Source organism: Paenarthrobacter sp. JL.01a (genome assembly GCF_025452095.1).
Lineage (GTDB): Bacteria > Actinomycetota > Actinomycetes > Actinomycetales > Micrococcaceae > Arthrobacter.
Window position 1 is genome coordinate 4,297,621 of record NZ_CP104877.1, and the last position, 26,966, is coordinate 4,324,586.

Genomic DNA, 26,966 nt, shown 5'->3' on the forward strand with positions numbered 1-26,966 from the left:
ATCCATGAAGCTACACCACCGGCGAGTTCATCAGGGCAACCGTGATGAGCAGGGCAATACCGAACATCGGCAGGCAGAGGACAACATTGGTCCGACGGTTGTCCCGCATCACGGCGACGAATTCGCGAAGGAATGCGCTGGGGACAAAGTACCTTGCTGTTGGAGCACCGACCACTTCAGCACTGATCTTCTGCCTGCGCGACAGGAGCGCGGCGCGGAGGACGTGGTAGTTGTTGGTGCACACCAGCAACGGACCCTGGATCCCTTTCTCTGCCAGCAGCGCCACGGAATAGGCCAGGTTCTCGCGGGTGGTAGTGGCTTTGTCCTCCTCCAACACATCTGCAGCCGCTGCCCCTTTCGCCACCAAGTACTCCTTCATCGCAGAGGACTCCGGCCGCGGTTCATCCGGCCCTTGGCCCCCGGAAGGTACCAAAACGGGCCTGACCGGTGTGACGTCGTCGTAAATTTCCAAGGCCTTGTTCAAACGCGCGGCGAGCAAGGGCGGGACGTTGCCGTCGATCAGGCCCGACCCAAGGACGACGATGGCGGCAGGGTTCGGGCTGTGGCGCATCCTGGAATACACCAGCGCGTAGCCCAGGAAGACGACGAAAGCGCACCCCAGGTAGGCGCAGAGGAAGAAGGCCAAGGCAGCGATGCCGGCCAGGATGGGTTGCCCGCTGAGCACGAAAAGGAAAGCGACCGCAGGGGCCAGGAACACGGTCAAACCCACGGCGACCGGGAGGAAGCTGGTGATCCCGGGCCCTTCCCTTCGGACCATCGTGACGCCATTGGCAATAAGGAAGGCAGCGAAGACAAAGATGCTCACCACGGGCACCACCAGGACCACCAGGTTCAGCCACTCGAACCACGGATTCAGGTCAATCAGGAAATCAAGGAGCGCCTGCAGCAGGAACCAGGCCGCTACCAAAAGGAAGACGCCGTTGCGGAGCCGTCGCCGATCCGACTGGTAGGAGGCCAGGAAAAAACCCGCAAAGATAAGGCCAAGGACCAGGTTCAGCATGGTTCAAGCCTATTCGGTGTGGCCGGGCGGCGATGGCAGGGCTGTGGCCCCCGAGGAACTACCGGCCCTCTGCAACCTGCCGGGCAAAGTCGTTCAGGGCTCCGGCAACAGCCTCCGGGTGACTCAACGGAGCATAGTGACCGCCCGGGATCTCAACCGGTTCGACTCGCAGCCGGTCGCGGATGAGGCTCCGCATGAACGACGCCGGGAAGAACAGATCGTCGCGGCACAGAATCCCTAAAGTTGGCACGTCCGGACGCTGTCCCGGCCACGGCGCTGCCATCCAGGCACCTTGCTGGTCGCGCTCCTTTTCCATGGCCTGACGGGCCAAGTCCTCAGGGACCAGGTTGAAGTATGGCTCCTCGGGAATGGTTTCCCGGTCATGCCCCGTGTTGGTCCACCAGTCCCCGAAAGTCTCGCCAGGCAGGGGAATCATCGCGGAGAGATACACCAAACCATCCGAGTGAAGAGCGTCGCAAACCAAGGGCGCGGTGAAGCCGCCCAGCGAGTGCCCCACCACGATGGTGTGCCTGGCATCGCCAACCGCTTCCGTTACTGTCCGGGTGTAGTCCCCAAGCCCGGCATCGGGATCTTCGATGGGCAGATCGACGGCCACCACCTGATGCTCGGAGGCTTCAAGGAGCGGGCTGACCAGTTGCCAGTCCCAGGCGGTGGAACCGCCTCCGTGAATCAGTACGAAAACCGCCATGACGCTCCCCTCACATCAGGCCTTGTGCGCTGTCACCAACGCATCCGGCTCATGCTGGACCACACCAGCGGAAGTTTCCACCGGTAACCCGTTCCTGATCCAATACTCGATGCCGCCGATCATTTCCTTGACCGGGTAGCCCAATTCCGCGAAGGCGAGCGCAGCGAAGGTACTCCCATTGCAGCCCGGACCCCAGGAGTACACCACTACCTGCGAACCAGCCGGGACCAGCCCGGGAGCAAGCTCCGGAATGCTGGCAGTAGGGATATGTACGGCATCAGGAATATGTCCGTGCTCCCACGACGATTGACGTCGGGTATCCACGACCACCAATGAACCGGGTTTCGACTCCGCCACTTCCATGACGTCGATCTCGCATTGGAGCTTGGCGCGGAAGAACTCTGCAGCGCTCATGCTCACGCGAGTTTCGCCAGCTTCGCAGACGCCCGGCGCGAACCGAGCTTGGCGGAAATCCGGAGGCTGGTCTCCGCCGCCATCGGGCCCACTTCCCGAACCCGCTTGGCAGTCATCCGGGAAGACAGCGAAGATACCGATAGGGCAGCCACCACGTGATCGTCATGCCCGAAGATGGGCGCCGCAACGCAGCGCACTTCCGGCTCGTTCTCCCGATCGTCGATGGAGTAACCCCGCCGTCGTATGGCTTCAAAGTCGGCGCGCAACAGTGCCGGATCAGTGATGGTCTTGTCAGTGAGCGGCACCAAGTTGCCGGCCAGGATCGGTCCCACCACTTCTTCCGGGCTGAACGCCAACATGGCCTTGCCCACCGCCGTGCAGTAAGCGGGCATGGTGGCGCCGACCCGCGAGGCCATGCGCACCGTGGCCTCGTCTTCCACCTTGTCCAGATAGACGACGTCCTGCCCGGATAGCACCACAAGGTGGCAGGTGCTCTCCGTAGCACGCATGAGGCTCCGGAGCTCGCCGTTGGCAACGCTGCGCAGATCCACACGATCCAGGTAGGACTGCCCCAACCTCAGGCAGCCGTGTCCCAGACGGAACTTTCCGGTCTCGTGGTCACGCTCCAGCAGGTTTTCTTCGAGCAATGGCGCAGCCAGGCGCAACAAGGTGCTCTTGTTCAATCCGGAGAGCCGGGTTAGCTCTACGAGCGCCAGCCCATCTCCATTGCCCGGTTCCTCGGCCACCACCGTCAATATAGCCAGTGCTTTGCGAAGTGACGCCGAGGAATTGCGGGCGTCCTTGCCTTCAGTAGTCACTCAGTTCCTCACGAGCTGCTCGGCGTCGTAATCACGTTTCCAACCCTCGACCCCCGGCCGCTGCTGCCACGGAGCGGGACCGGACAGCGGCCGGTATTCCACGCCTATGGCCTCGAGCCGTGCCAGATGTGCACCTGTCAGCCGGGTCAGGAACCCATCGTAGTCCCGGTCCTCGGGGTTGGACCAGAACACTTCCGAGATGGCGCTGAGGCGCGGAAAGGCCGCAAAGTGTACCCGGCGGGGCGAGTCGAGGTGCTCGGTCCAGATGTTCGCCTGGGCGCCGAGCAAACGTCCCGGCAACCCCTCTGCGGAGAGGCCAGGCAGCGGATCGAACTCGTAGACGGCCTGCAGGGTGGTCACGAACCCGACGGGCACCGGCTCATCGTCGCCATCGGCTTGCCGGTGGTCGAGGTAGAGCCTGTGTTCAGGGCACATTACAACGTCGTACCCCTTGCGGAGCGCATCAATGCCACCCTCGTACCCACGCCAGGACGCCACGAGCGCTCCCTCCGGCAGTCCGCCGTCGCCGATTTCGTCCCATACGGAGGTGGCGCGGCCGTGCCGCTGAAGGTGCGCGGCCAGCTGCCCGACGAACCAGCTGTGCAGGCCCGAGACATCGTCCAGGCCAAGCGACTCCGCCTTCCCACGCGCAGCGGTACTGGCCTGCCACTGCGCGAGCGGAACTTCGTCGCCGCCCAGGCTTATCCACGGGGAGGGGAAGATCTCCACGACCTCGTCCAGGACGTTCCGGTAGAACTCCAGCGAGGTTTCGGAGACGGCAAGGACCGTCTCGTTGATACCCCAGCGCGTCCATACCTCCACAGGTTCCGCACCCTCGGCTTGTGCCTCGCCCAGCTCCGGGTACGCCGCGATGGCGGCCTGGCTGTGGCCCGGTACATCGATCTCCGGGATGACGGTGATGAGCCGCTCAGCGGCGAACGCCACGATCTCCCTGAGGTCATCCTGCGTGTAGAAACCACCGTGTGGCCGGCCGTCGAAAACCCCCGCACGCCAGGAACCAAGCGACGATTCACGGCGCCACGCACCGGTCTCCGTCAGCTTGGGGTAGCGGTTGATCTGGATCCGCCAACCCTGATCGTCGGTCAGGTGCAAGTGCAGGACGTTGAGTTTGTGCATGGCCATGACGTCGATGAACCGGAGCAGGTTGTCCTTGGGCATGAAGTGCCGTGCGACGTCCAGCATCGTCCCGCGATACCCAAACCGTGGCTTGTCCTCCACAGAAACCCGAGGAACCGACCAGGCCGAACCGACAGCAGACTGCCGGAAGGCTTTTGGTCCCAGCAACTGCAGGAGAGTCTGCGCAGCGTAGAAAGCGCCCGCGGGCCCACCGGCAGAAATTACGACGGCGTCACCCACCTCCAGGCGGTACGCCTCGGCGTCGAGCTTCGGGTCCAGCAGGAAGCGGACGTGCGCGTCGGCGGTGGCTGCGGGAGCCAGGTCCCAGCCCGTTGCCGCGCCCAAAGAACGGGCCAACCAGCGGCGGGGACCGCTCAGTTCAGGGTCGGCACCCAAGGTCGTACCGGCGTCGAGCGTCAACGCGCCTGTCCCCGCGGAGAAGGACCACGGCGCCGGGACCAACTGGTGGGGCGCGCTCATCCCTTCACCGCCCCGGCGAGACCGGACACGAGCTTGCGCTGGACCGAGACGAAGAAGATGAGCACGGGAATGGTCATGATGACCGAGCCGGCCATGATGGCTCCCCAATCGTTTTGGTCGGGCTTGAAGAACGTCAGAAGTGCCATGGGCAGCGTTTGGTTCTCCTGGGCGGAAATGATGAAGGTCTTGGCGAACAGGAAGTCGTTCCACGTCGAGATGAACGAGAAAACCGAACACGCCACAACACCCGGTGCCACCAGCGGGAACAGGATGGAACGGACAAACCTGAAGCTGCCGGCGCCATCGAGACGGGCAGCTTCCTCCACCTCAACCGGCACGGCCGCCACGAATCCGCGCAGCATCCAGATCGCAAACGGAATGCTGAAACCAACGTGGACCAAAACCAATGAGCCAAGTTGGTTCAGGCCGACCAGCGGAATGGCTTCGCCGGCGTTGCGGAGCAGGAAGAACAGTGGAATCGTCAGCGCCTCAACAGGCACCATCTGCGAGACCAGGATGATGATCAGCAGCTTGGTGCGCATCTTGAAGTTGTACCGGGTCAGTGCCACCGCCGCGAGGAACGCCAGGATCGTGGACAGCACAACAACCACCAGCGCCACGATCACGCTGTTGAGGAAGTACTGGCCAAAATTGTTGACCCCGAGGACCCTGCCGAACGAGTCCAGCGACGGTTCCAGCGTGAACGGGGCCGCGTCACCGGCGTCGAGCGCTGTTTTGGGTTTCAGCGCGGACAGCACCATCCAGAACAGCGGGAAGGCAACAATCAGCGCGATGATGATCCCCGCGGCGTCGGCGCCGAAGCGTCGCTTGCCGTTCTTGCGGAACTTCTGCGGGTTCTCTGCCGCTGCTTGCGGCGCGAGCGGTGAAACGTCGACGGCGGTCACAGGGCTTCTCCTGTTCGCTTAAGGATGCGGAGGTAGACGAGCGTGATGACCATCAGCAGGGCGGTCATGATGACCCCAAGGGCTGAACCGAGTCCGTACAGGCTTGCGGCGAATGCCTGCTGGTAGCCGTACACGTTCAGGACCAGGTTCTGGCCCGCGATGCCGCCTCCGTTGGTCATGATGTAGATCTGCGAGAAGATCTTGAAGTTCCAGATGATGGACTGGATGGTCACCACGATCACGATCGGACGGAGCATCGGCAGCATGATGCTGCGGGCGATGCGGGGCATGGATGCGCCGTCGATCCTTGCGGCTTCGATGACCTCCGTCGGAATCGCCTGGATGCCCGCGTAGACGGTAACCAGTACGAACGGGAACGAGCACCACACCACTTCGCTGGCTACCAGCCCGAAGGCAGACCATTTGTCGTAGGTCCAGGAGTAGCCCTGGAACTGCGTCAGCCCGATGGCCACCAGCGTCTTGTTGACCAAGCCCAAGGTGGGGTCGAAAAGGAACAGCCACACGGCACTGCCCGTGACAGCGGGGGTAGCCCAGGCACCCAGCGACACCACAAACAGCAAGGACCGGACCCACGGACGGAGCCTGGTTGCCAGCACCGCAAGTGAACTGCCCACTAACAACGTGAAGACCACACAGGCGGTAGCGAAGACCACGGTGTTGCCCAGGACGGTCCAGAATTGCGGATCGGCGAAGAGCTTCTGGTAGTTCTCCAAACCCACGAATTTCAGGGGTGCTTTCCCACTGACCTGGGCCTGGCGGTAGTCGTACAGGGAGACGTTGATCAGCTGGAAGATCGGGTAGCCGAGCAAGGCAATCAGGACAATGAAGGCCGGGGCCAGATAGAGCCAAGGCTCCAGACGCCCCCGACGGCGGGAGGCGCGTGCCGCCGTCGTCGTGCCTTTACGTGGGGTGCCCTCATGGGGCGCTTCAGGCAGAACCGGGGTGAGGGCTGTCATGATGCGCCTTCGGTTGGTGATGGGCTGCAGCGCATTACTTGGACCCGAACGCGGCGTTCATGGCGGCAGCGGCCTCGGTGGTTGCCGCGTTCACGTCGGCCTTGCCCGTGACGACCTTCTGGTACATGCCCGTGAAGACACCCTGGGCATCGATGGTGGACCAGTTTTCGGTAACCGGGACAAACTTGGTTCCGGCGCCCAGGGTGTTGATGAAGGGCTCAACCTGCTTGTTGTTTTCGGCCACTGACTTCTGGACATCGGTGAATGTGGGGAGGTTGCCCATGGAGTCGAACATCTTCTGCTGGTACTTCTTGCTGGCCAGCAGCTTCACGAAGTCCGCTGCGAGGGTACGGCGTTCGCTGCTGTTGAAGACGCCCAGGTTGTTGCCCCCGGCGAATGCGGGCGCAATGGAACCTGCAGTCTTGCCGGGAACCGGAACCACGGCGAACTTGTCCTTGATGGCACTGGCAGCAACGGCCTTGTAGTTGAAGTCACCGCCGATGGTCATGGCCGACTTTCCCGCGATGAACTGCTGGACACTGGCGTTTCCGCCGAATTCCGCACAGGTCTGGGCCGGGCAAATATCGTCTTTGAGGAGACGGGTGTAGGCTGCCACGCCTTCACGGGACTGGGCCGAGTCCAAACCGGAAACGAACTTGTCGCCTTCCTTGGTGGCGATTTCCCCGCCGTTGGCCCACAGGTAGGGCATGGCAGAGAACTGCGCCGCTCCACCCACCGAGATTCCCAGCATGTCGGGGTTCGCTGAGCGTACGGCCCGGGCAACAGTCTCTACCTCGTCCAGGGTCTTGGGGACCGCAAGACCCAACTGCTGCAGGAGATCGGTGCGGTAGTAGAGGGCGCGAACGCCGACGAACCACGGCACCCCATAGTTCTTGCCGTCGATTTCAGTGGTGGCCAGGATTTTCGGGTCAAGGTCCTTTGCTTCGTCCCAGGACTTGATGTCCCTGGTAACATCGGCCAGGCCGCCGGATGCCACGTAGCTGGCCAGGTCCGTGTTGCCGAACTCGGCCACATCCGGCGCACTGGACGGATCATTGAACGCGGCCTTGAACCGTTCGGCCCGGCTGTCAACGGGAATGTACTGGACGTCGATCTTGGCACCACTGTGTGCCGCCTCGAATTCAGTAACAGCTTCCTTGACGACTGCGGACTTGGGGTCCTGGTTGACCTCGGAGAAGAGCCACACGCGGACAGTGCCCGTCTGCTCATCCGAGCTGGAGGCTGCATTGTTCGAGGTGGGCGGAGCGCAGGCGGTCAATGCGAGCGCTGCGATGGCAATTGCCGCGGCGGAGCGTGCGAGTTTCAAATGTCCTCCATGGAAAAAAGTTGGGTTCCGCGGGATTCCCCCTCCGCGGCTATGAGACCAAACACTATGAACGCGCGCGTGTGGGCGGAAGCACATTTCCTCAAAGGTTTGCATTGCAAAACAAGAATCCGTTTTTTTGCTGTTTTGGTCTATACCAAGTGGTCATATTGATACCCCCTGGGGGTACTTGACGTCATACCCCCTTGGGGTATAGCTTAGGGCCATGAACACGCCAGACCTGAGCATGAGCCATCAGGATGCACCAGTCATCGAGGTGGACCTGGAGCCCTCTGCATCCCATGGGTACACCGGCAACAAGGACGCGTACCTCAAACGTCTCAAACGCATTGAAGGGCAGGTTCGCGGCATCGCCCGCATGGTGGAGGAGGACAAATACTGCATCGACATCCTCACGCAGGTCGCGGCAGCCACCAAGGCCCTCCACGCCGTCAGCCTGGGACTCGTTGAGGAGCATATTGGCCATTGCGTCGTGGGTGCCGCCTCCGAGCCCGATCCCGAAACACGCGCCGAACACATCGACGCCAAAGTCAAGGAGGCCACCGATGCCATCGGGCGCCTGCTGCGGTAGCGGTAACTCAGCCACCACCCACCACACCATCCAACTCACCACCAAGGAGCACTCCATGAGCCAGACCATCCAGACCAACGTCAACGTATCCGGCATGACCTGCGGCCACTGTGTCTCCAGCGTGAGCGAAGAACTTGAAGCGCTCAGCGGCGTCAAGGACGTCGCAGTGGACCTCAACCCCGGCGGTTTGTCCACCGTCACCATCACATCCACCCAGGAGCTCTCACCGTCGGAAATTGGCGAGGCCGTAGCAGAAGCCGGCTACGTGGTGGTAGCCAACGAAGCCTAGGGGGTTCTCTTGAGTAACCAGGAGACCTTCAACCAACCCGCACAAAGGGTGATCGAGCTGGACATTGAGGGCATGACCTGCGCCTCATGCGTCAATCGAGTGGAACGGAAACTGGGCAAACTCGAAGGGGTCGAGGCAAGCGTTAACCTGCCGCTCGAATCGGCGCACGTCACGGTCCCCGCAAACGTTACAGACCAGCAAATCGTGGACACCGTGAACGCAACGGGATACAAGGCAACGCTGAGGCAAGCCCCTGCACGCCACTCCCGCCCTGCCGCGGATGATCACGGTCATAGTCATGAGCATCAAGAGGTCGGGCCGGCTCGCCAGGAACACGATGAACACGCCGGCCACGAAAACCACATGGATCATGGTCCTTCGGCTTCCACGCTGCGGCCCCGGTTGATCCTGGCCGCCGTGCTGACTGTTCCCGTTTTCGCAATCTCCATGATCCCGGCCCTCCAGTTCCCCCACTGGGGCTGGGTTGTCGGCGTACTGGCACTTCCGGTAGTGAGCTGGGCCGCCTGGCCGTTCCACCGGGCCGCTGCCATCAACGCCCGGCATTTCGCCTCCACCATGGACACCCTGGTCTCCATCGGTGTCATCGCGGCCTACGCGTACTCGGCCTGGCAGTTGTTCGCGGATCCACGCATGACAGAGCACCCCGGCATGGAAAGCATGGCGGGCGGCGGGCTGTACTTCGAAGTCGCAGCCGTGGTTACCACCTTCCTGCTGCTGGGACGCTATCTTGAAGCGAATGCCAAAGCCAAGGCAGGCAACGCCCTCAAAGCCCTGCTCAATCTGGGCGCCAAGGATGCAACCATCCTGGTGGATGGCGTGGAGAAGAAGATCCCCACAGACCAGCTCCTGGTGGACGACGTGTTCGTTGTTCGTCCCGGTGAGAAGATCGCCACCGATGGCGTGGTGCTCGATGGCGCATCAGCTGTCGACACATCCCTGGTGACCGGGGAATCCGTCCCTGTCGAAGTTGGACCGGGCAGCACAGTAACGGGTGCCACCATCAACACCTCCGGGCGATTGCTGGTACGGGCCACGCGCGTCGGTTCCGACACGACTCTCGCCCAGATGGGACGCCTGGTCAGCGAAGCCCAGACCGGCAAAGCACCCATCGCCCGGCTCGCGGACCGGATCAGTTCGGTCTTCGTTCCCATCGTGCTGGTCATCGCCGTGGTCACTTTCCTTCTTTGGCTGTTCTTCTCCGGGGACCTCAACGCTGCCTTCACAGCTGCCGTTGCGGTCCTGGTGATCGCTTGCCCATGCGCCCTGGGCCTGGCTACCCCGGTTGGCCTGCTGACCGGAACGGGCCGTGGTGCGCAGCTGGGTATCCTCATCAAGGGCCCCCAGGTGCTGGAAGATACCCGGCACGTGGACACCATTTTGCTGGATAAGACGGGCACGGTGACCAGTGGCAAGCTGGCCGTGGACCGCACGGTCGCCCTCAACGGGCACTCCCCCGCTGCTGTGCTGACCTTGGCCGGGGCCGTCGAGTCAGCATCGGAACACCCGATCGCCCACGCCATTGCGGCGGCGGCCAAAGAAGCAGCGCACGACGCCGGAACACTGCCTGCCGTTGGAAGCTTCAGTTCCGCGCCAGGCGGCGGAGTTCGGGGCAGCGTAGCGCTGGACGGCAGCACGAAGACCGTCGTTGTGGGCCGTTCGGGGTGGTTGGAGGAAAACGGCATCTCCCTCGAAACCGAACACCGCGATGTCCTCGCTGCCCAGGAGAATGGGGGTGCCACCGCTATCTGGGTGGCTGTCGATGGCGAACCGGCGGGCATTGTGAGCCTCCGCGACACCATCAAACCCGGCTCCGCGGCGGCGATCGCAAAACTGAAGGACCTCGGGATCCGTCCCATCCTCCTGACCGGAGACAACGCCGCAGTGGCCGCCCAGGTGGCTGCCGCCGTCGGAATTGCGCCGGAAGATGTGTTCGCCGGGGTATTGCCGGAAGGCAAGGTGGATGCCGTTCGGAAGCTTCAGGAATCGGGTTCCACGGTCGCCATGGCCGGCGACGGCGTCAACGACGCCGCGGCCCTGGCCCAGTCGGACCTCGGAATCGCAATGGGTTCCGGCACGGACGTTGCCATCGAGGCCTCGGACCTGACCGTGATGGGCAGTGATTTGGGTCAGTTGGTGCAGGCGATCGAACTGTCCAGGAAGACGCTCTCCACTATCAAGACCAACCTGTTCTGGGCGTTCTTCTACAACGCGATCGGCATTCCGGTTGCTGCCCTTGGGCTGCTGAATCCGATGATCGCGGGCGCGGCAATGGCGGCCAGCTCAGTCCTGGTTGTGGCCAATTCGCTGAGGCTGCGCTCGTTCGGCAAGTAGCGCGCTGGAACGAGGCCCGGGTCAGGCGGTTCCGAAGCGGACTGCGGCCCGGGCCTTCGCCTTGGCTGCTTCCTCTTCACGGTTCTTGGCGGGACCGTGGCTTACCAAGGAGTCCAAGAGATGCTGCGTAATGTGCGCGATCTCGTGGACAGCCTCGGCAAAAGCTTCTTCGTTGGCCTTTGACGGCTTGGTTGATCCGCTGATCTTGCGCACATATTGGAGGGCCGCGGCCTCCACTTCCTCGCTGGTGGCATGCGGTTCGAAGTTATGCAAAGTCCTGATATTCCGGCACATAGCCCCATGCTAACCATGGGCAGTGCTGCATGGGGAGGGGTGCCCATCGACGCGTTTGCGATTCACGGGATAGGTTTTAGCTATTGGATCTTCCGGATGAGCCGGAGGCCGCTGGGGATGCCGAAGAGCTCGGGTCCGAACAAATGAAGGAGAATCTCATGGCTATTTGGGGTGCAGATGTTGATCAGCTTCGTCAGCTCGGTAACAAGCTGAAGGCAGGTGCTGAGCAGATCGAGCAGCAGCGTTCGCAGCTCAAGGGCGCTCTTGACGGCACTGACTGGAAGGGCCCGGACGCTGACAAGTTCCGCAGCGAGTGGGACGGCGAGCACACTTCGAACCTGAAGAAGGTTGCCGACGCTCTTCGCCAGGCCGGCGACCGTGCCCAGAAGAACGCTGAGCAGCAGCAGCAGGCCTCCAACTAGGACAGTTGGGAAAATGCCCGGACGCACAAGCGTCCGGGCATTTTTGCGTTCTTTTCGAAATTTTGGATCATCGACCTTCGGCGACCGGCCCTGACGGGACAGGTTCGACGTCGTTCGGATGATCCAGCGCCCGGGCGCCCGCGGCGGCGGCCCGGCGGTCTCCGCGCAATTCATCCACCCGGACCAGGACAACGCCGCCCACGATCAGGAGACCGCCCAGGAGCTGGATCGGGCCGGGAAGTTCACCCAGCAACAGCCACGCCCAGATCACAGCGAACAGCACCTCCGTCAACGAGACGAACGAAGCCACCTTGGAGCCCAGGCTGCGTGCAGCCATGATTCCGGAAACGTACGCGAGGACGGTTGCCAGAATGATCAGGCCGACGGCGGACACCCACCACGGCACGGTCCACGGACCCAGCGTTGTGTCTGCGGTACTGAACGTCATGGGAAGCAAGCCCAACCCGCCCACGAGCCACATCACTACGGCGCCCACCAGCAATCCACCCGAGGCCAGCACCAGCGGAGGAAGGGTGTCATTCTCCTTGGCTGTGATGAAGAAATAGATCACCAGGCACACCGCCGCCGCCATACCCCACAGGACGCCCACAAAGTCCACCTTCACGGCACCGGTCAGGTCTAGCACCAGCACCAAGCCGCCGAGCGAAAGCAGCGCACCGGCAGCGGTCAGCGCGCGCGGCTTCCGGCGGGTGGAGATCCAGAGCCATAGGACGATCATCACCGGGGCCAGGTACTCCAGCAGCAGCGCGACGCCGACGGACAAACGGGCTACGGCGTTGAAATAGAAGAGCTGGCAGCCGGCGACTCCGATGAGGCCGAAAAGCAGGATGGTGAGCCAGTTTTCCTTGAGCTGGTGCCAGCGTCCGCGAAGAACGACGACGGCGGGAATCGCCAGTATCAGTGCGGCACCAGTGAGGCGCACAGTGACTGCGGCGCCGGGTGACCAGCCGGTTTCCAGCATTGATTTGGCGAAGGAGCCTGAGGTGCCGAACACGGCTGAAGAAAAGAGTGCGATGCCGAGTCCTGATGCCAGGAAATTCTTTGCATCAGCCTTCGTCATTGGAGCTGACACAGCAGCCTCCTGTCAGGAGTAAAGTGGGCTTATGGTCATGACGGTACTCCCGGAACATGTAAGGAGTCAAAGTGCTTTTTGCGCCTGACACCGTGGTTGCCCTCCGCAGCGTGGTCAACCTGATCAACACGGCTGCCAATGGGCAGGAACTGCTGACCTCCCTGGAAGACCTCAACGCCTTTCTGGCCGCTGAGGAGTTCACCGGTTCACGCGTCAATTCTTCGGAAGAGCTGAACAGCATCAAGCGTCTCCGTGGCCAGCTCGCAACGCTCTGGAGCTCAGACGAAGACACCGCAGCCAAGTCCGTCAACAAGCTGCTCACCGACGCGAAAGCACTTCCACAGCTGGTCAAACACGACCATTGGGATTGGCACCTTCACGCCACCACCCCTGAAGCGCCGCTGGCAGACCGCATGGGCACCGAAGCGGCGATGGCGATCATCGATGTGATCCGCAGCAAAGAGATGGAACGCATGCGGGTATGTGCCGCGGATGACTGTGACGCCGTGGTCCTCGACCTCAGCCGGAACCGCTCGAAGCTGTATTGCGACACGGGCAACTGCGCCAACCGAACCCACGTCGCGGCGTACCGGGCACGCAAGGCAGCCGAAGGCGAGTAAGCCGGGCACCGCCAAGCCATCTCGATGCGAACCACATGGCTCTGCTCGAGCGCACCCTTGAGGACCGTGTTCCAGGCATCCTCCCGCGTCATGTTTTACGTTCCCCCCGCACCTATATGTATGACACACGGCCCGACGAGGGACATGGACAGAATGAAGACCATCAGGTTTCAGGTCGTTGCCGCCTGCGTTTGCCTCATTTACGGGGTGGTACTTGGCCGCATGACCGAAGGACTCTGGTACAGAATTGCGGGCGACGTCGCCCTCTTCGTCCTGGCTGCAGCCGTCGCTATCCGGGCCGCTGCTGCTGCGGACGGTCAAGAAGTACGAGCAGCACCCCAAGGGGGACCAGTAGGAGGCGGTGCGGCGAGCCGCCCTCAGAGGTCACGAGGACCGTCGTCCCACGAAACAGCCGGCGCTCAAGTGGCTTGCTCTTTCGCCTTGCCCGACGGTGTCCAGCTCAAGGCCAGCCCGCAGCCCGCGCATCGCATCCAGGCCTGGATGGGAAGTTCCCTACGTAGAAAGATGCGCCTTACTGTGGCTGCATTTGCCCTTTGCCTTTCCGCTGTAGTGATCGCCGCCTGCTTCGGACTCAGCGCAACATTGGCACCCTTCCTGGCCGGGTCAATCCGTACGAATGGCACCGTAACTGGCCAACAGCCCCACAGGGTCAAGAGTCGGCAAGTCTGCAATATCAGCATTGACTACATCTTGGGCAACCATTCGCAGCACGCCACCGTTGACTCCGGGAAGGACTGCAAGGCATCCCTCCAACCCGGCACTGAGGTCCAGCTGGCAGTCAATCCCGACAACCCAGGTGACATAGCAGTTCTCAGCCACGGATACCCCCGAGAAAACTCCTGGATAAGCGTGGCCGGCGTTGCGGCCTTCCTGGCCACAGCACTGGTTATATGCCTGCTGCTTTGGGTGCAGAGATATGTCAACACAAAGCGCCTGCTCTCCCAAGAAGCATCGTGGTGCGAGATGGTCGCCACCGTCCGCGGTCGGACTCGCTCCAAGAGTGGCATAACTCTGTACGTGTCAGCGCCGGACACTATGGGGAATAGCCGTATCTTCACCATGGACTTCACCGACCGAGGTCCGCGGCCGAGCCCAAAGACTGGCGATAAGCTCGACATTGCACTCCTCACCGATGGAGCGGCCCACGGCGCAGTGTCCGTCAAAGGCGAGAACAAGATCCACCTCGTAAGCTTCTCCGTTCCCAATGACTTCCAGCTCCGGGCCATCGGCTGACGTGCGCTGGTCAATCAGTAACCATCCAGTTCCGCGACCCACCCTTATCCGAGGACGGGTTAGCGCTGCTCCGAAGGCGCCGACAGGTCCTGGACGTTGACGCGAAGGATCTACGAAGGGGAAAAACACCGGCATAATGGCCGCATGGGGGAACAACCGAACACAGGCGCCTACCGCCGCCAGGCCAACTACCCGTCCAGCGGCCCCACGCACTATCCGGGACTCAACCAGCCGCACCCGACGCACTTTTTGCCAGTGCAGGCTCAGACCCGTGATGACCTTGCACGCCCCCAACTGCCTTGGGTTTGGCTAGCCCTGCCCATACAAATGGTAGTGGGGCTCATCATCCTGACGCCCCTCTGGATCTGCATCTATTTCTCGATGCCTTACGACTACGACGGGGTGTTGACCCTCATTGGTTTCACTGTGATGACCGTCTTGGCTCCCTGGATTACGGTCTGTGCAGCGGCGCTCTTTGGGCTTCCAATTCGGCTCATTCCAGCCCTAAGACGGTGGTGGACAAGCAATGGCGAAGTCGGCCTGGCCGGCGTCGTCATCGGATACGGACTTGTGCTCGCCGGAAGCTTCAGCAGACATCGCGAGACGGGTGTTGTGGACGGCGTCCCTTACGACGTACTTAGCCCGGATATGGGATTGCTCTTTGCTGGCTGGCTCGTGTTTGGATTCTTCATCGTCAATACGTGGATTCCTCTACGTTGGTTCGGCCGTCGGGGAGCGACCAACACCGCTCCAAGCCCACGACGGCGGGCGTTGAGGAAGCCGTGAACCCGCATTCGCCACGGCCGGGAGTCGCTCCGATCCACCAACTCGCCATCGCCTACCCCTTTCTGGCCGTGATGTGGTTAGTGTGCGGGATGGCCGCGAGTTCTGGCGGTGAGCTCCCTGGGATCTTGTTAGCTGCCATTGTTTTCCCCATCTTAACAATGGCCTTTGCCGTAGCAGTCGGATTGCCGCTTCGACTGAACCGCTGGCTCAGCCGGTGGTGGCTGGGTAACTACAAGGCATACATCCTCACAGCAGCTGGCGGCGCAGCCCTTATCGCCTCTGGATTCATTACATCCGAGCACCGCGTGGGCGTCATGGATGGCTACCATTACGACGTCGTCACGCGTCACGGCGGAATGCTCATCGGCGGTTGCTTCGTCCTGACTTTCCTTGCCGTCAACGCGGGCCGACGACGGGCCGCTCCGGAAGACTCGCGGGCCACCCAAACTCCGCCCACCAAAAAGCGCTCCCCCAACCAAGGTGGGGAAGCGCTGGAAGGTTAGCGGCCGGCGTCGGGCGTTTCAGTCCCGTCAGGCGACTCCGGAGCCGCAGATCCGCCGTGCGGACGCTTCGAGCTGAGGTTGACCCCCGAACCTTTGCCGAGGTGGTCGGCGTTTTCCTTGTAGCTCATGGAGAGCATGGCTGCCACCACCAGGCTCACGATGAACGCGATGCCGGCACCGGTGAAGGCGAGGTCGAACCGCGGAGTCCGCGCGCTGCCGCCTGAAGCGAAGATCAGCACGGCAAAGAAAGCCAGCACTGCGAAGAAGGCGGAGAACATGAGCGGTCCCTTGACCGAGGTCCGCATCTTGCGCGGTTCTCCTGGTGTCTGGTCTGCCACGGTCATTCCTCCAATGATGGCGGTACGTGCCCGCCGGTCTGCAAAAGTTCTACAACGAGTAGAAAGTCCAACTACTAGTTTACGGCCTCCGGAGAAGCGCCGGGCGCAGGGGTCCGCGCACCCACTCGGGCATCATGCCGCAGCGACAAGCCGGAGAGCATCCACAGAACCCCGGAGAGAATCGCGCCACCACCGGATACGCCCAAAAGCGCATGCGCGCCCAGTGACGTGAAGAACGGCAACGCAATGGCGGTACCCACCGAGATGATCCCCGAGATAAGCCAGTCGCGGGCCAGGGAATCGCGCTTTTTGAGGCCCTTCATGAATTCCAGGAGCCCGAGCACCAGCAGCGCGAGCATTGCCGAAAGAGCCACGCCTTCGTCTGACTGCGTGACTAAAGCGGCCACGCCGCCCGAGGCCACCACCACGGCCACGGCCGCAGGCAGCGCACGGGAGATCCACAACGCCGCCGCTGTTCCCAGCAGATACAGGCCGACGGCCCACGCCAGCACATGCACCGACGGCGAACTCCAGAAGATCGTCACCAGGCCGAACAACACCGCAACCGTCGCGCGGATCAGGACCGGTTTCCACGGCCCCGCCGGAAGGGCGGAAGGGGTTTGGGCAGGAGTCGATGGAAGAGTCACCCGTCCAGTTTAGTGCGAACCCAGCACCATCCAGCGATCGGTCCGCGCCCGCAGCCCCAGAGTCACCGCCCGCGCCAGCATGTAGCCCAGCGCAAACGCCGCCCACAGCCACAGGAGCCCCGCCTCGCCGTCGGGCCTTATTTGGTGGACGGCCACCAGCAGCGGCAAGTAAACAGCCAGATTTACGACGCCGGCAATCGCCAGATAGCGCGCGTCGCCAGCGCCGATGAGGACACCGTCCAGGACGAAGACGTACCCGGCAATGGGCTGCCCCACCGCAAGGACCCACAGCGCCACAGTCAGGGCCGAGCGGACACCGGAGTCGGAGGTGAAGATGTACCCGGCCCAGGGAGCCGCGACGGCCAGCACCGCTCCCGTGATCACGCCGAATCCCACACCCCAGCGGATCATGGTGCGCGTGAGCTCGCGGGCCTTGGCCGCATTCCGTGCACCGAGTTCCTTGCCGATCAAGGCCTGCGCGGCGATGGCCAAGGCGTCCAGGGCAAACGCGAGAAACGAGAAGATGGTCATGGCGAGCTGATGGGCCGCCAGGTTGACGGCGCCCTGGGCCGTCACCACCACGACGGTAGCGAGAATGGCCAGGCGAAGGCTCAGCGTGCGGAGCATGAGCCACGAACCAACCTTGGTCATTGCCCGGATGCCATGCCAGTTGGGCTTCAGGGACACCCCGTGGTGCCGCGCATTCCTGCCCACCATCAGCAGGTAGACCGCCGCCATGGCCCACTGGGCGATGCTCGTGCCGATGGCGGAGCCCGCTACGGACAGGTTCAGGCCATAAACCAGGAACCAGTTGAGGGCTATGTTGACCGCGAAACCGGCTGTCGCCACAAGCAGTGGGGTACGCGTGTCCTGCAATCCGCGGAGGACACCAGTGCCCGCGAAAACCAGGAGCATCGCCGCCAGACCGGGCATGGACCAGCGGAGGTAGTCGACGGCAAAGCCCTGCACGTCACCGGTTGCGCCCATCAAACCAACAAGGGGTTCGGCTGCAACAAAGCCGGCCACAGCGAGCAGCCCGCCCAACAACAACGCAAGCCAGACGCCGTCGCGCCCGGCCGCCAAAGCCTTCCCCAACTTCCCGTCGCCGATCGCGCGGGCGACTGCCGGCGTCGTCGAATATGCCAGGAAGACCATAAGTCCGACCGCGGTGTGCAGGATCGTGGACGCCAGCCCGACACCGGCGAGTTGGTCCACCCCCAAGTGCCCCACAATTGCGGAGTCCGCCAAGAGGAACAGCGGCTCGGCGATGAGCGCACCGAAAGCGGGTACGGCCAGGCGCAGGATTTCGCGCGCGTTGGATCGGGCGGGGGCGGTTGTGGTTTGAGGCACTAAACAAGCCTAGTCTGCTGGGAGGCGGGTACATTTGGGCCGTGTCATATGAGCATCCCGTCACCGTTTCCGTTGCCCGCACCATCCTTCCGGAGTACACCCGCCAAGCAAATGCCTGGGCTCATGCCGGGCAGGAACTTGCGCGCGAGTGGCCGGGCTATTTGGGATCGGGGTGGGTGCGCAATGGCGTCGACTCCACCGAGTGGCACATGCTCTACCGTTTCGCCGACGCCGAATCGCTGCAGGCGTGGGAGGACTCCGAGGAGAGGCGCTGGTGGATCGACAGCGCCAGGGACATGATGGAGACCACCCGCGTGGAGCGTCACACGGGGATTGAGGGATGGTTCTCGCAGCCGGGGGACGTCTCGGTGGTGGTCCCGGAGACGGTGGTGCCGCCGCGCTGGAAGCAGGCCATCAGCATCTTCCTGCCATTCTTCCCGCTCAGCCTCCTGGCCAACTTCCTGCTGCACCCGGTGACGCAGAACTGGCCTTTGGTGTTTGCTGTGCTGCTCAACATTGTCATCCTGACTCCCCTGATGACGTACATCTTCCTGCCGGTCACCACCCGGCTTCTTCAGCCGTGGCTGCAAGCGAAACCTCGTAAATAGCTGGGAATTACTTGGATGCGCGCTGTGATTAGTTGACACTTCAACTAATCACCTGCGAGGGTTGAAGCATGAACAAGTCCAGCTTGACCACCACAGCCCTGACCATCCTGCGCGTCATTGCAGGATTTCTCTTCGCCGCGCACGGTTGGCAGAAGTTCAACGAATTCACCATTGCCGGAACCCAGGCGTCCTTCACGCAGATGGGCGTGCCGGGCGCTTCCGTCGTAGCCCCGATCGTCGCAACCCTGGAACTCGTGGGTGGCATCGCCCTGATCCTCGGCCTGCTGACCCGCGTTTTCGCAGCACTCCTTGCCGTCGACATGCTGGGGGCCCTGTTCCTGGTGCACGCCCCGGCCGGCATCTTTGTAGGCAACGGGGGCTACGAGCTCGTGCTGCTCTTCGCCGGCGCGGCCCTTGCCCTGGCCCTCGCGGGCGCGGGTCGCCTCTCGGCCGACGCCGCACTGTTTGGTCGCCCGGGCTCGAAGCTCCGCGTCCTGGCGTAGAACCCTCTCTCACATCCCGCCCCTTTCACCTGGACGCTCTATCACTCCCTTGGAGGGAGCGATAGAGCGTCGGCATTTAAACGGTGGGATGTGAGAGAGGGTCCAGCGCGTGCAGTCGAACTCGAAGGCTGCCGTCCGTCCCCACGATAACGGCGACGTCGGCCAGTGAGGTGACAACGGCGTCGGCATGGGCCTGGAGCTCCGCCGCCGTCGCAGTACCCGGAAGGCCGACCGTCAGGCAGCCTGCACTGCGGGCTGAACGCAACCCGGCGACGGTGTCTTCAAAAGCAACAGGCGGCACGCCGTTCCGTGCCCAACGCGTGCCGGTACGGTAAGGCTCCGGGTCCGGCTTGCCACGGGTAACATCGTCACCTGTTATCAGCAGAGCCGGCGGTGCGATTCCCCCGGCGGCCAAGCGGGCCTGGGCCACCAGGCGTGCGGCAGAGGTCACCACCGCACACCTGTCGCCGGGTACTGCAGCCAACAACTCCAAGGCCCCGGGCAGCGGCGTTACGGGTGCCCGGGGATGCTGCTCAATTTCGCTGAGCCGGAGAAGTGCAGCAGTTATGCGTTCTTCGGGGACAAAGGCCGCGGCCAGGTCCCGCGACGTACGTCCATGAAACGACTCCCCATCAGGAATGGTCACCCCTTCCTCTACCGCCCATTCGTGCCACGCCTGCTCCACCGCCGCGATGGAATCCAGAAGCGTTCCATCCATATCGAAGAGAAACTCGCTGACTTCCCATTCGATGGCCCTTTTGTTGTCAATCCGGTTCAAAGCGATCGTCCTGCTACCGCTTTGCCTGGGGGACGGGGATGACCATGGTTTTGATCGCCATAGGGTCCTTCTTGGCCTTCATCAGTGACTCTTCAACGTCCTCCAGCCCAAAGCGCCCTGTGACGATGCCTTCCACATCCACAGCTCCCGAGGCCAACAGCGCAATTGCCGTGGGCCACGTATTCACATACCGAAACGTCCCGGTCAGAGTGATCTCGCGGTGCTGGATCATGGCGATGGGAACGTTGAGTTCATCCCCTCCCATCCCCACCAGGCATGCGGTCCCACCTCGTTTGACGGCGGGGAAGGCGGGCAAGATCGCCCGTGCGTTTCCCGAAGCATCGATGTAAACGTCGAAGTACTCTGCGTATTCCTCCAAACCGCTCGTGGTGGGGTCCAATGCAATGTCCGCCCCGTGCGCCAAGGCAAACTCACGCCGATGCGCGATCGGGTCGCTGATGACCACCTCACCGGCACCCAACGCCTTGGCGACCTGGACATTCATGACCCCGATCGGACCCGCACCAGTGATGAGAACTTTGTCTCCGGCCTTCACACCTGCCCGCCGGGCTGCGTGGACGGCCACGGACAGCGGCTCGAGAAGGGCTGCCTGCTCATCGGTGATTTCCGCCGGAACGGCATGTGCAAAGTCATCATCGACAATTACGTACTCCGCGAAAGAGCCGTCCACGGGCCAAGCCCCGTAAAACAAAATGTCCCGGCACAGGTGATAGCGGCCCGTCTTGCAGTAATCGCACTTCCGGCAAGGAGTCTGCGGTTCAACTGCCACCCGTGTTCCTACGCGGCTGCTGTCGACGCCAGGCCCGACGGCGACAATCTCACCCGCCGTTTCGTGCCCCAGCACGATCGGGCCCTCGACGACAATGTCACCAATGGAGCCGGTCTCGTAAAAGTGGGTGTCCGAACCACAAACGCCAACAGCCGTCACACGTACCAGCACCTGGCCCGGCTGCGGTTCCGGAACTGCGACTTCCTGAAGTTCTATGGTCTTGGGCGAGGTCAGGACGCTGGCGCGCATGGTTGCAGGGATTGACATGTTTATGTCCTTTCGATGTGGGGTGTGGTCAGCCCTTGACCGTGCCGGCAGTAAGACCACCGACGATCCAGCGCAAGGAGAAGAGAGCAAAGAGGATGCCGGGGACCATGGAGACGACAGTGGCTGCCGCCATCGGGCCCCAGTCAATGGATTGGTAGGCGATGTATTGCTGAATGCCGGTGGTGATCACCTGAGTGTTTTTGCCGCTCAGAACAAGGGGCAAGGTGTAGCTGTTCCAGGCCCAGATGAAGGAAAGCATCAGACTGGCGCCAAGACCGGGTGCGATCAACCGGAACAGCACGTGCCGGAACGCCGTCCAGCGGTTGCCACCGTCCATGGCCACCGCTTCTTCCAGCTCGACTGGCAGATCCTCGATGAAGGATCGGAGCATCCACACAAGCATCGGCAGTGTCACGAGCTGGTAAGCCAGGATCAGGCCCAGATAGTTGTCGTACAAACCGATCTTCTGGAAGATCAGGTACAGCGGAAGGATGATCAGCAGCTCCGGAGCAAAACGGAGGGACAGGATGCTGAACGCAATGTTCTCGCGGCCCCGGAACTTGAAGCGCGCCAGGGCATAGGCCGTCGGCAGACCAATGAGCAGCGTCAGCACCAGCGAGCCCAGCGTCACTATCAGGGAGTTCACAAACGGTGTCATGAACGCGCTGCCACTTAGCACCTTCACGTAGTTGTCCAGCGTTGGAGCAAAGAAGAATTTGGGCGGATAAACCACGATGTCGCCTGGCGTCTTGAAGGACATCATCAGGATCCAGACAATCGGCGCCAACGCGAACACGGTCCAGAGCACCAGAACGGTGATCGCCGCCGCGCGTCGAAGTCTCTTGGACCTTTCCCGGCGGGAAGTGCCGGGAACCGGAGGAGCCCCTGGGGCACGCGCCGCTGACTCCATGTCAGTGCTGCTCATGAAAATGCCTCCTTGCGACGGGCCTTGAGCAGGAAAAAGGAGATGAGGTAACAAAGAAGCCAGAGGACGATCAGTGCCGCCATGGCCGCGCCGAAGTTCAGGTTGCGTATGCCGTCCAGATAGGCCATGACGTGCAGGTTGGTGGTCGCATCCACCGGGCCACCCTTGGTGGTGGTGTAGATGATGTCGAACATCTTCAGCGAGTCAATGCCCCGGAAGGTGACGATGACCACCAGGACGGGCATGAGCATCGGCAGCGTCACGGAAATGAAGTTTCGAACAGGGCCCGCGCCATCCATCGCGGAAGCCTCGCTGAGTTCTTTCGGAACGCTCTTCAAACCTGCTTGCGCCAGAAGCATGACGAAGGGGGTGAAGATCCAGACATCGATGAGGACCACAGACCAGAGAGCGCTGTCCGGTCCGTTGAGCCAGAGCAGCTTCTGGGACCCGACTGACTCCAGCAACCAGTTCACAACACCGTTTTCGGTCAGCATGACCTTCCACATGAGAGCCGCGACCACCGGAGGCAGGAGCAGCGGAAGAACTATCAATAACCGGAAAGAGTTTCCAATCCGGCCTACGTAGTTGAGCAGCATGGCCAGTCCTACGCCGAACAGGCATTCAAGAACCACGACGACGACTGCATAGCCGAGCGTTATGGCGATTGCGTGGAGGCCCTCTCCGCTTGAGAAGAGATTGAGGAAGTTCTCTCCCCAGTTGGGCACGGGCGCGCCCCGGTTGAGCCGGTACGAGGTGAACGACCACCACGCCCCGGTGAGGAACGGGTAGAGAATCGCCACCAGCAGCGCCAGGGCGGGTAAGAGCAATAGGTAGGGAAGAGAAGGTTTGTGTTTCATGGGTTCCCTTGGTTGATGCAACTCTGCCCTGCGGCCGGCGCGACAGTACGCTTCCAACGACCGCGGGAAGTGTCGGCAGGGTTACTTGATAACGGCGTCGATCTTCTTTGCGGCGTCATTGAGGGCGTCCTCGACGGACGCCTGGCCCAAGATGGCGGACTGGATTGCGGTGGCCCAGATGTCGCCTGCGTTCGTCCAACTGGCCGACGGCGAATACGGCCAGGACGCGTATTTCGACAGGATTTCAGTCCACGTCTTGTTGTAGTCGCCCCAGCCGGCAGTGGCCTGGACCATCTCCGGGCTGTTGGCCACTGACATACGCGTTGGGTTCATGTTTCCAGCTGCTATGGCGGAGGTCAGGAGTTCCTTGGAGGTGGCCCATTGCATGAATTGCCAGGCCGCACCCTTGTTTTTCGACGATGAGTTCATTCCCAGCGACCAGAGCCACATGCTCGAGGAGCGGCCCTTGGGACCCTCAGGTGGCAAGGCATATCCCACCTTGCCGGCGATGGCACTGCCCTTTTTCTCAAAGTCCGGGGCCATGTGGTCGGCGTCGATGTAGAACGCCGAAGTACCCGCCAGGAAGTCCTGCTGTGCCTCGTACCAGGTGTAGGTGCTGGCCGCCTTGGGCGCTGTCTTCATCAATTCCACCCACTTGCTGGTTGCTTCAATGCCCTCCGGCGAGTTGACGGTGGCTTTTCCATCGGTGATGTCCTTGACCCCGTAGGCGCCGGCGAAGGTGGAGAAGGGGTTCAGCGTGGGGTAGGTCTTGTCGCCGCGGCTGACGAAGCCTGAGATCTTCTTCCCACCGAATTCGACTCCGTTGAGCTTCTGGGCTGCGGCGATGAGTTGGTCGATGGTTTGGGGCACTTCAACGTTATTGGCCTCAAGAATGTCCTTGCGATAGAAGAGCGCGTAGCCTTCCTCGTTCGCCGGGATCGCCCACAGGCCGCCTTTTCCGGCGCCCCCGAAGTTGGTTTTGTCCCAACGTTCAGCGCTCAACAAAGCCGGAAAGAAGTCGTTGATGTCGTAATCCGGGGCGGTGTGCTTGGAGTTGTCCACCCAGGGCTGCAGGTCCTCGATCCAACCGGCAGCTGCGTACTGGTAGTTCATGGGCTGGGACGTCATGAAGACGTCGTAGGCACCGGAGCCCGACTGGAGTTCAGTCAGGATCTTCACCATGTAGTCGGATTCACTGAGGGTTTCAAGGTTCACCTTGATTCCGGTCTTCGTCTCAAAGTCATTCAGCTGCGGCTTGATCGCTGCGGAGAGCGGGTGCTCGCTCATCAAAAGATTGAGGCTTTTTCCTTCGAAGTTCCGCCAGCCGAATGAATCGACATCGGCTGTGGAATCCGCTCCGCCTCCGGGCGAGCAGGCGGCGAGAGTAGCCGTAGCGGCTACTGCGGTCACTGCCATTTGCATAACGGTGCGACGGCTGGGGCGGAAACGCTGAACTTCCATCATCTACTCCTTGGACTCGCGGCAACCCGGCGGCGTCGGTGCCACCTGGTGTAGATGAAAGACTAATGAGAGCGCTCACAACCTGGTCTATGATGCTCAGGTGAGCAAGGAATTGAGCATGGAAGAGCAGCTGCGCCACGTCTACGCGGCCATGCAGCACCTGAAATTCGGACGCCCAACAGTGGACATAGCCGAGGAATTGGGGGTTTCCCGCTTTGCCGTTGGCCGGATGGTGAAGTATGCCCGGGAACAAGGGCTGGTGGAAGTCACGCCCCGCCTCCCCGATCCCATCGACGCCACGCTTTCCAAAGCCCTGGCTTCCCGCTACGGCATGGAGTCGGCAATTGTCTGCGTTCCCGCGGCTGAGGGTGACAAGGCGGCGCGCGCCGCCATCGCCGCCGTCGCCTCAAAGCTTCTCTCGGAGCTCATCGAAGAGGATGACATCCTCGGGCTGGGACCGGGTAGAACCATTCTGGAAACCTGCGCACGAATCCAGACCGCTCCAAATTGCGATTTGGTGCAGCTAACGGGTGTCGCTTCGACGGACGATGACAATCTGGAGGTCATCATGGAGTTGCGACGGGTGGCACGGGGACGGATGTACCCGCTTCATTCGCCAGTCATAGCGACCGATCCCGTGGCGGCGCAGGTCATCCGGAGCCAGCCGGGGGTTCGCCAGGCTTTGAAGCGGATGGACTTACTGGACAAGGCCGTTTTCACCGTGGGTGGGTGGCCCCACAGCTCCCTCCTGGCCAGCCTTCTCGATGAGGCGGGAGAGCTCGGCGCACTAATGGAACAGGGCGTCACGGCTGAAATCGGCACCACCCTGCTCGACGCCCAGGGCAAGGAGCTCCACCTTCTTGACGACCGCATGATCGGAATCTCCACGCAACAGCTGGCATCCGTACCACTCAAGGTGGCCCTCGGAGGCGGGCCGGGCAAGGAACGAGCTGTGATCGCGGCACTGAAATCAGGTCTTGTGGATACCCTCGTCACCGACGTGGGCACCGCAAAGGCTGCATTGGCGGCCGTCAAGAAGTGAGGCTGGAACTAACCAGTCACGCCCGTGAGTTCATTCGCGGTGTGCTCAAGCTTCGCCGACTTCGACACCTTGCCCGCCTTCAGGTCCACAGCATGAAGTGACTGCGACGCAGGCTCGGTGACATACGCCGTCGAGCCCTGCACGAAAAGGGTGGGCCGCGGGTCCTGCCAGGTGGCTGATTCTTCCCAGGGCGCCACCACTGGAATGGTGGCCGTGACCGCGCCGGTGAGTGGATCGATCACCCGGAGGCCTCCATCGGTGCCGAGTACCAGTGCTTCGCCTGCGGGGCCGCGGCCCAGCGAGCGGAACGAATAGCTGGTGCCGATGTCCACGAGCTGCAGGGCGGCCGTTTCGGTGTTGACCAACGAGATCCGCGTGGGCCGTTCAGGCTTGGCGGCCTTGTCCACCTTGTAGTCGCCCAGGATTACGGGCGATTTTTCCGACCCGGCCTGGTTGCCCAGGCGGCCGTAGGCGTCGGGGCTGGCTACCTTGGTGATGGCGCCGTCCTTGTAAATCAGCATGCCGTTCTCGCAACCGACCACCACGGCTTCACGGGCAGCGACCGCCTCGCCGTGGACGCCGGGGCAGTCCTCGTTGCGGACAATTTCCTGACGATCCTGGCCCTTGCCTGCGGAAAGCACAGCGATTCCCGACCGGCTTTCCTCGTTGCCGAGCGTCACCAGCAGCTTGCCGTCCTCCAGCTCCACCGCCACTCCGTGATGCGCTTCGGGTGTGGTGTAGACGTCGGTGACGGGCAACTTTCCGTCTTCCACGGCGGCACCCAGTGCGGAACTTTCGAAGCTCTCCACCTTGCCGGATCCGTCGCTGAACAGCACAGTCTTGCCGGCGTGCAGCACCACATGGCCGGCCTTGTCGGCTTCGAAAGCAAAATCGGTCAGCGCGGGCTCGGAGACGTAATGGTGGCTGTGGTCCCCGTGCGGTTCCGACCAGGCTCCGGCGTCGAAGAGGCGGAAGGCGTCGCCGGTTGAGACGAACACATGGCGACCATCGCCAGCGGGGTTGAGGCGGTTGAAGCCCGCCAGTTCGGCGCCCCCCACGTCGGCGAGGGAGGCGGCGTCGAGGACTCCGATGCCGCCGTCGTGCGTGTAAACCAGGCGGGGAGTCGGCGCGCCTGCCTCTTTGGGGCTCGGCTTCGAAGCGGACGACGGCGACGCGTCGGTCGCGCTGCCGGCAGAACCTCCGGGTGCGGCGCAGGCGGTAAGGAGAAGGGCGGAAAGCCCGACGGCGGCAAGCGGCGTTGCGTGAAGGCGACGCTTTCGGGCGGGCAAGGTTGCAAGGGTGGGGTTCGGGTGATGAGACATGCGTTAAATGATATTGATTCTCATTTATAGAGCAAATTGCTTCTGTCCGGGCCTCCGGGGGGCTCAGTCTTAGTCACGTAACAGAAAC

The 26,966-nt window shown here is 62.3% G+C and carries 30 protein-coding genes; 11 read left to right on the forward strand and 19 right to left on the reverse strand.

Annotated elements, in window-relative coordinates; translation table 11 throughout:
- Positions 1-10: 10 nt before the first annotated feature.
- From N5P29_RS20465 to N5P29_RS20500, 8 genes are read right to left on the reverse strand one after another with little or no spacing between them, the layout of a single operon-like run.
- Positions 11-1,021, reverse strand: a complete 1,011-nt coding sequence (locus N5P29_RS20465) for a YdcF family protein (RefSeq protein WP_262276599.1) — start codon at positions 1,019-1,021, stop codon at positions 11-13.
- A 58-nt stretch (positions 1,022-1,079) separates the two neighbouring features.
- Positions 1,080-1,730, reverse strand: a complete 651-nt coding sequence (locus N5P29_RS20470) for an alpha/beta fold hydrolase (RefSeq protein WP_262276600.1) — start codon at positions 1,728-1,730, stop codon at positions 1,080-1,082.
- Between the two features lie 15 nt (positions 1,731-1,745).
- Positions 1,746-2,150, reverse strand: a complete 405-nt coding sequence (locus tag N5P29_RS20475; RefSeq protein WP_410007888.1) for a rhodanese-like domain-containing protein — start codon at positions 2,148-2,150, stop codon at positions 1,746-1,748.
- The gene (locus N5P29_RS20480) at positions 2,147-2,962 is read right to left on the reverse strand and encodes an IclR family transcriptional regulator (RefSeq protein WP_262276602.1); all 816 of its coding nucleotides are present in this window, start codon (positions 2,960-2,962) and stop codon (positions 2,147-2,149) included. The genes N5P29_RS20475 and N5P29_RS20480 overlap by 4 nt, the downstream gene beginning before the upstream one ends.
- The gene (locus N5P29_RS20485; protein WP_262276603.1) at positions 2,963-4,579 is read right to left on the reverse strand and encodes a beta-N-acetylhexosaminidase; all 1,617 of its coding nucleotides are present in this window, start codon (positions 4,577-4,579) and stop codon (positions 2,963-2,965) included.
- Positions 4,576-5,484, reverse strand: coding sequence for a carbohydrate ABC transporter permease (locus tag N5P29_RS20490; protein WP_262276604.1), 909 nt, complete (start codon positions 5,482-5,484; stop codon positions 4,576-4,578). Before N5P29_RS20490 ends, N5P29_RS20485 begins: the two co-directional genes overlap by 4 nt.
- A complete protein-coding gene (locus N5P29_RS20495) occupies positions 5,481-6,461 on the reverse strand; it encodes a carbohydrate ABC transporter permease (protein WP_262276605.1) in 981 nt (326 codons plus the stop codon). The genes N5P29_RS20490 and N5P29_RS20495 overlap by 4 nt, the downstream gene beginning before the upstream one ends.
- Before the next feature lie 34 nt (positions 6,462-6,495).
- On the reverse strand, positions 6,496-7,788 hold the full coding sequence (locus N5P29_RS20500) for an extracellular solute-binding protein (RefSeq protein WP_262276606.1): 1,293 nt from the start codon (positions 7,786-7,788) through the stop codon (positions 6,496-6,498).
- A 223-nt stretch (positions 7,789-8,011) separates the two neighbouring features.
- Here N5P29_RS20500 and N5P29_RS20505 point away from each other — a divergent pair, with 223 nt between their 5' ends.
- From N5P29_RS20505 to N5P29_RS20515, 3 genes are read left to right on the forward strand one after another with little or no spacing between them, the layout of a single operon-like run.
- Entirely contained in the window at positions 8,012-8,377 is a 366-nt protein-coding gene (locus tag N5P29_RS20505) for a metal-sensitive transcriptional regulator (RefSeq protein ID WP_262276607.1), read from the forward strand.
- 55 nt (positions 8,378-8,432) lie between these two features.
- Complete coding sequence (locus N5P29_RS20510) at positions 8,433-8,666, forward strand: heavy-metal-associated domain-containing protein (protein ID WP_260842389.1); 234 nt, start codon at positions 8,433-8,435, stop codon at positions 8,664-8,666.
- A 9-nt stretch (positions 8,667-8,675) separates the two neighbouring features.
- On the forward strand, positions 8,676-11,018 hold the full coding sequence (locus N5P29_RS20515; protein WP_262276608.1) for a heavy metal translocating P-type ATPase: 2,343 nt from the start codon (positions 8,676-8,678) through the stop codon (positions 11,016-11,018).
- A gap of 21 nt (positions 11,019-11,039) precedes the next feature.
- Here the strand turns inward: N5P29_RS20515 and N5P29_RS20520 are convergent, their stop codons facing one another.
- Positions 11,040-11,312 carry a DUF2277 domain-containing protein gene (locus tag N5P29_RS20520; RefSeq protein ID WP_262276609.1) on the reverse strand — a complete coding sequence of 91 codons (273 nt, stop codon included), beginning with the start codon at positions 11,310-11,312 and terminating at the stop codon, positions 11,040-11,042.
- A gap of 158 nt (positions 11,313-11,470) precedes the next feature.
- On the opposite strand from N5P29_RS20520, the gene N5P29_RS20525 reads away from it, so the two are divergent.
- A complete protein-coding gene (locus N5P29_RS20525) occupies positions 11,471-11,734 on the forward strand; it encodes a WXG100 family type VII secretion target (protein ID WP_144660457.1) in 264 nt (87 codons plus the stop codon).
- A 67-nt stretch (positions 11,735-11,801) separates the two neighbouring features.
- Here the strand turns inward: N5P29_RS20525 and N5P29_RS20530 are convergent, their stop codons facing one another.
- Positions 11,802-12,827 (reverse strand): EamA family transporter, encoded by a 1,026-nt coding sequence (locus N5P29_RS20530; RefSeq protein ID WP_262276610.1) that lies wholly within the window; start codon positions 12,825-12,827, stop codon positions 11,802-11,804.
- A gap of 71 nt (positions 12,828-12,898) precedes the next feature.
- Here N5P29_RS20530 and N5P29_RS20535 point away from each other — a divergent pair, with 71 nt between their 5' ends.
- The 4 genes from N5P29_RS20535 to N5P29_RS20550 all read left to right on the forward strand — a co-directional run bounded on the left by N5P29_RS20535 (position 12,899) and on the right by N5P29_RS20550 (position 15,990).
- Positions 12,899-13,447 (forward strand): CGNR zinc finger domain-containing protein, encoded by a 549-nt coding sequence (locus N5P29_RS20535; protein WP_262276611.1) that lies wholly within the window; start codon positions 12,899-12,901, stop codon positions 13,445-13,447.
- Positions 13,448-13,972: 525 nt separating this feature from the next.
- Positions 13,973-14,701, forward strand: coding sequence for a DUF3592 domain-containing protein (locus tag N5P29_RS20540; protein WP_262278625.1), 729 nt, complete (start codon positions 13,973-13,975; stop codon positions 14,699-14,701).
- Between the two features lie 144 nt (positions 14,702-14,845).
- On the forward strand, positions 14,846-15,487 hold the full coding sequence (locus N5P29_RS20545) for a hypothetical protein (RefSeq protein ID WP_262276612.1): 642 nt from the start codon (positions 14,846-14,848) through the stop codon (positions 15,485-15,487).
- A gap of 158 nt (positions 15,488-15,645) precedes the next feature.
- Positions 15,646-15,990: a hypothetical protein gene (locus N5P29_RS20550; protein ID WP_262276613.1), complete on the forward strand. Its 345-nt coding sequence runs from the start codon at positions 15,646-15,648 to the stop codon at positions 15,988-15,990.
- Here N5P29_RS20550 and N5P29_RS20555 read toward each other — a convergent pair.
- The 3 genes from N5P29_RS20555 to N5P29_RS20565 form a co-directional block, all read right to left on the reverse strand.
- Positions 15,987-16,334, reverse strand: a complete 348-nt coding sequence (locus tag N5P29_RS20555) for a hypothetical protein (RefSeq protein ID WP_144660441.1) — start codon at positions 16,332-16,334, stop codon at positions 15,987-15,989. The two genes, N5P29_RS20550 and N5P29_RS20555, sit on opposite strands and share 4 nt — an antisense overlap.
- Before the next feature lie 68 nt (positions 16,335-16,402).
- On the reverse strand, positions 16,403-16,975 hold the full coding sequence (locus N5P29_RS20560; protein ID WP_262276614.1) for a hypothetical protein: 573 nt from the start codon (positions 16,973-16,975) through the stop codon (positions 16,403-16,405).
- 9 nt (positions 16,976-16,984) lie between these two features.
- Positions 16,985-18,325 (reverse strand): MATE family efflux transporter, encoded by a 1,341-nt coding sequence (locus tag N5P29_RS20565; RefSeq protein ID WP_262276615.1) that lies wholly within the window; start codon positions 18,323-18,325, stop codon positions 16,985-16,987.
- 41 nt (positions 18,326-18,366) lie between these two features.
- Here N5P29_RS20565 and N5P29_RS20570 point away from each other — a divergent pair, with 41 nt between their 5' ends.
- Positions 18,367-18,933 carry an antibiotic biosynthesis monooxygenase gene (locus N5P29_RS20570; RefSeq protein ID WP_262276616.1) on the forward strand — a complete coding sequence of 189 codons (567 nt, stop codon included), beginning with the start codon at positions 18,367-18,369 and terminating at the stop codon, positions 18,931-18,933.
- A 68-nt stretch (positions 18,934-19,001) separates the two neighbouring features.
- Positions 19,002-19,436: a DoxX family protein gene (locus N5P29_RS20575; protein ID WP_262276617.1), complete on the forward strand. Its 435-nt coding sequence runs from the start codon at positions 19,002-19,004 to the stop codon at positions 19,434-19,436.
- Between the two features lie 76 nt (positions 19,437-19,512).
- On the opposite strand, the gene N5P29_RS20580 is transcribed toward N5P29_RS20575, so the two are convergent.
- From N5P29_RS20580 to N5P29_RS20600, 5 genes are all read right to left on the reverse strand, one after another.
- Positions 19,513-20,214, reverse strand: coding sequence for an HAD family hydrolase (locus N5P29_RS20580; RefSeq protein WP_262276618.1), 702 nt, complete (start codon positions 20,212-20,214; stop codon positions 19,513-19,515).
- Positions 20,215-20,227: 13 nt separating this feature from the next.
- The gene (locus N5P29_RS20585) at positions 20,228-21,271 is read right to left on the reverse strand and encodes an NAD(P)-dependent alcohol dehydrogenase (RefSeq protein WP_262276619.1); all 1,044 of its coding nucleotides are present in this window, start codon (positions 21,269-21,271) and stop codon (positions 20,228-20,230) included.
- Between the two features lie 28 nt (positions 21,272-21,299).
- Positions 21,300-22,196: a carbohydrate ABC transporter permease gene (locus N5P29_RS20590; protein WP_262276620.1), complete on the reverse strand. Its 897-nt coding sequence runs from the start codon at positions 22,194-22,196 to the stop codon at positions 21,300-21,302.
- Positions 22,193-23,053 (reverse strand): carbohydrate ABC transporter permease, encoded by an 861-nt coding sequence (locus N5P29_RS20595; protein WP_262276621.1) that lies wholly within the window; start codon positions 23,051-23,053, stop codon positions 22,193-22,195. The genes N5P29_RS20590 and N5P29_RS20595 overlap by 4 nt, the downstream gene beginning before the upstream one ends.
- 81 nt (positions 23,054-23,134) lie before the next feature.
- Positions 23,135-24,469 carry an ABC transporter substrate-binding protein gene (locus N5P29_RS20600; protein WP_262276622.1) on the reverse strand — a complete coding sequence of 445 codons (1,335 nt, stop codon included), beginning with the start codon at positions 24,467-24,469 and terminating at the stop codon, positions 23,135-23,137.
- Between the two features lie 145 nt (positions 24,470-24,614).
- On the opposite strand from N5P29_RS20600, the gene N5P29_RS20605 reads away from it, so the two are divergent.
- On the forward strand, positions 24,615-25,556 hold the full coding sequence (locus N5P29_RS20605; RefSeq protein WP_262276623.1) for a sugar-binding transcriptional regulator: 942 nt from the start codon (positions 24,615-24,617) through the stop codon (positions 25,554-25,556).
- A gap of 8 nt (positions 25,557-25,564) precedes the next feature.
- Here the strand turns inward: N5P29_RS20605 and aztD are convergent, their stop codons facing one another.
- On the reverse strand, positions 25,565-26,878 hold the full coding sequence (gene aztD / locus N5P29_RS20610; protein WP_262276624.1) for a zinc metallochaperone AztD: 1,314 nt from the start codon (positions 26,876-26,878) through the stop codon (positions 25,565-25,567).
- Positions 26,879-26,966 lie beyond the last annotated feature (88 nt).

What these genes read in the sequence shown, in the direction of transcription:
- N5P29_RS20520 (WP_262276609.1), bottom strand. Translation starts at nt 11,312, where the DNA reads ATGTGCCGGAATATCAGGACTTTGCATAACTTCGAACCGCATGCCACC.
- N5P29_RS20555 (WP_144660441.1), bottom strand. Translation starts at nt 16,334, where the DNA reads ATGACCGTGGCAGACCAGACACCAGGAGAACCGCGCAAGATGCGGACC.
- N5P29_RS20575 (WP_262276617.1), top strand. Translation starts at nt 19,002, where the DNA reads ATGAACAAGTCCAGCTTGACCACCACAGCCCTGACCATCCTGCGCGTC.
- N5P29_RS20505 (WP_262276607.1), top strand. Translation starts at nt 8,012, where the DNA reads ATGAACACGCCAGACCTGAGCATGAGCCATCAGGATGCACCAGTCATC.
- N5P29_RS20600 (WP_262276622.1), bottom strand. Translation starts at nt 24,469, where the DNA reads ATGGCAGTGACCGCAGTAGCCGCTACGGCTACTCTCGCCGCCTGCTCG.
- N5P29_RS20540 (WP_262278625.1), top strand. Translation starts at nt 13,973, where the DNA reads ATGCGCCTTACTGTGGCTGCATTTGCCCTTTGCCTTTCCGCTGTAGTG.
- N5P29_RS20525 (WP_144660457.1), top strand. Translation starts at nt 11,471, where the DNA reads ATGGCTATTTGGGGTGCAGATGTTGATCAGCTTCGTCAGCTCGGTAAC.
- N5P29_RS20545 (WP_262276612.1), top strand. Translation starts at nt 14,846, where the DNA reads ATGGGGGAACAACCGAACACAGGCGCCTACCGCCGCCAGGCCAACTAC.
- N5P29_RS20590 (WP_262276620.1), bottom strand. Translation starts at nt 22,196, where the DNA reads ATGAGCAGCACTGACATGGAGTCAGCGGCGCGTGCCCCAGGGGCTCCT.
- N5P29_RS20470 (WP_262276600.1), bottom strand. Translation starts at nt 1,730, where the DNA reads ATGGCGGTTTTCGTACTGATTCACGGAGGCGGTTCCACCGCCTGGGAC.
- N5P29_RS20595 (WP_262276621.1), bottom strand. Translation starts at nt 23,053, where the DNA reads ATGAAACACAAACCTTCTCTTCCCTACCTATTGCTCTTACCCGCCCTG.
- N5P29_RS20510 (WP_260842389.1), top strand. Translation starts at nt 8,433, where the DNA reads ATGAGCCAGACCATCCAGACCAACGTCAACGTATCCGGCATGACCTGC.
- N5P29_RS20485 (WP_262276603.1), bottom strand. Translation starts at nt 4,579, where the DNA reads ATGAGCGCGCCCCACCAGTTGGTCCCGGCGCCGTGGTCCTTCTCCGCG.
- N5P29_RS20585 (WP_262276619.1), bottom strand. Translation starts at nt 21,271, where the DNA reads ATGTCAATCCCTGCAACCATGCGCGCCAGCGTCCTGACCTCGCCCAAG.
- N5P29_RS20550 (WP_262276613.1), top strand. Translation starts at nt 15,646, where the DNA reads ATGGCCTTTGCCGTAGCAGTCGGATTGCCGCTTCGACTGAACCGCTGG.
- N5P29_RS20465 (WP_262276599.1), bottom strand. Translation starts at nt 1,021, where the DNA reads ATGCTGAACCTGGTCCTTGGCCTTATCTTTGCGGGTTTTTTCCTGGCC.
- aztD (WP_262276624.1), bottom strand. Translation starts at nt 26,878, where the DNA reads ATGTCTCATCACCCGAACCCCACCCTTGCAACCTTGCCCGCCCGAAAG.
- N5P29_RS20495 (WP_262276605.1), bottom strand. Translation starts at nt 6,461, where the DNA reads ATGACAGCCCTCACCCCGGTTCTGCCTGAAGCGCCCCATGAGGGCACC.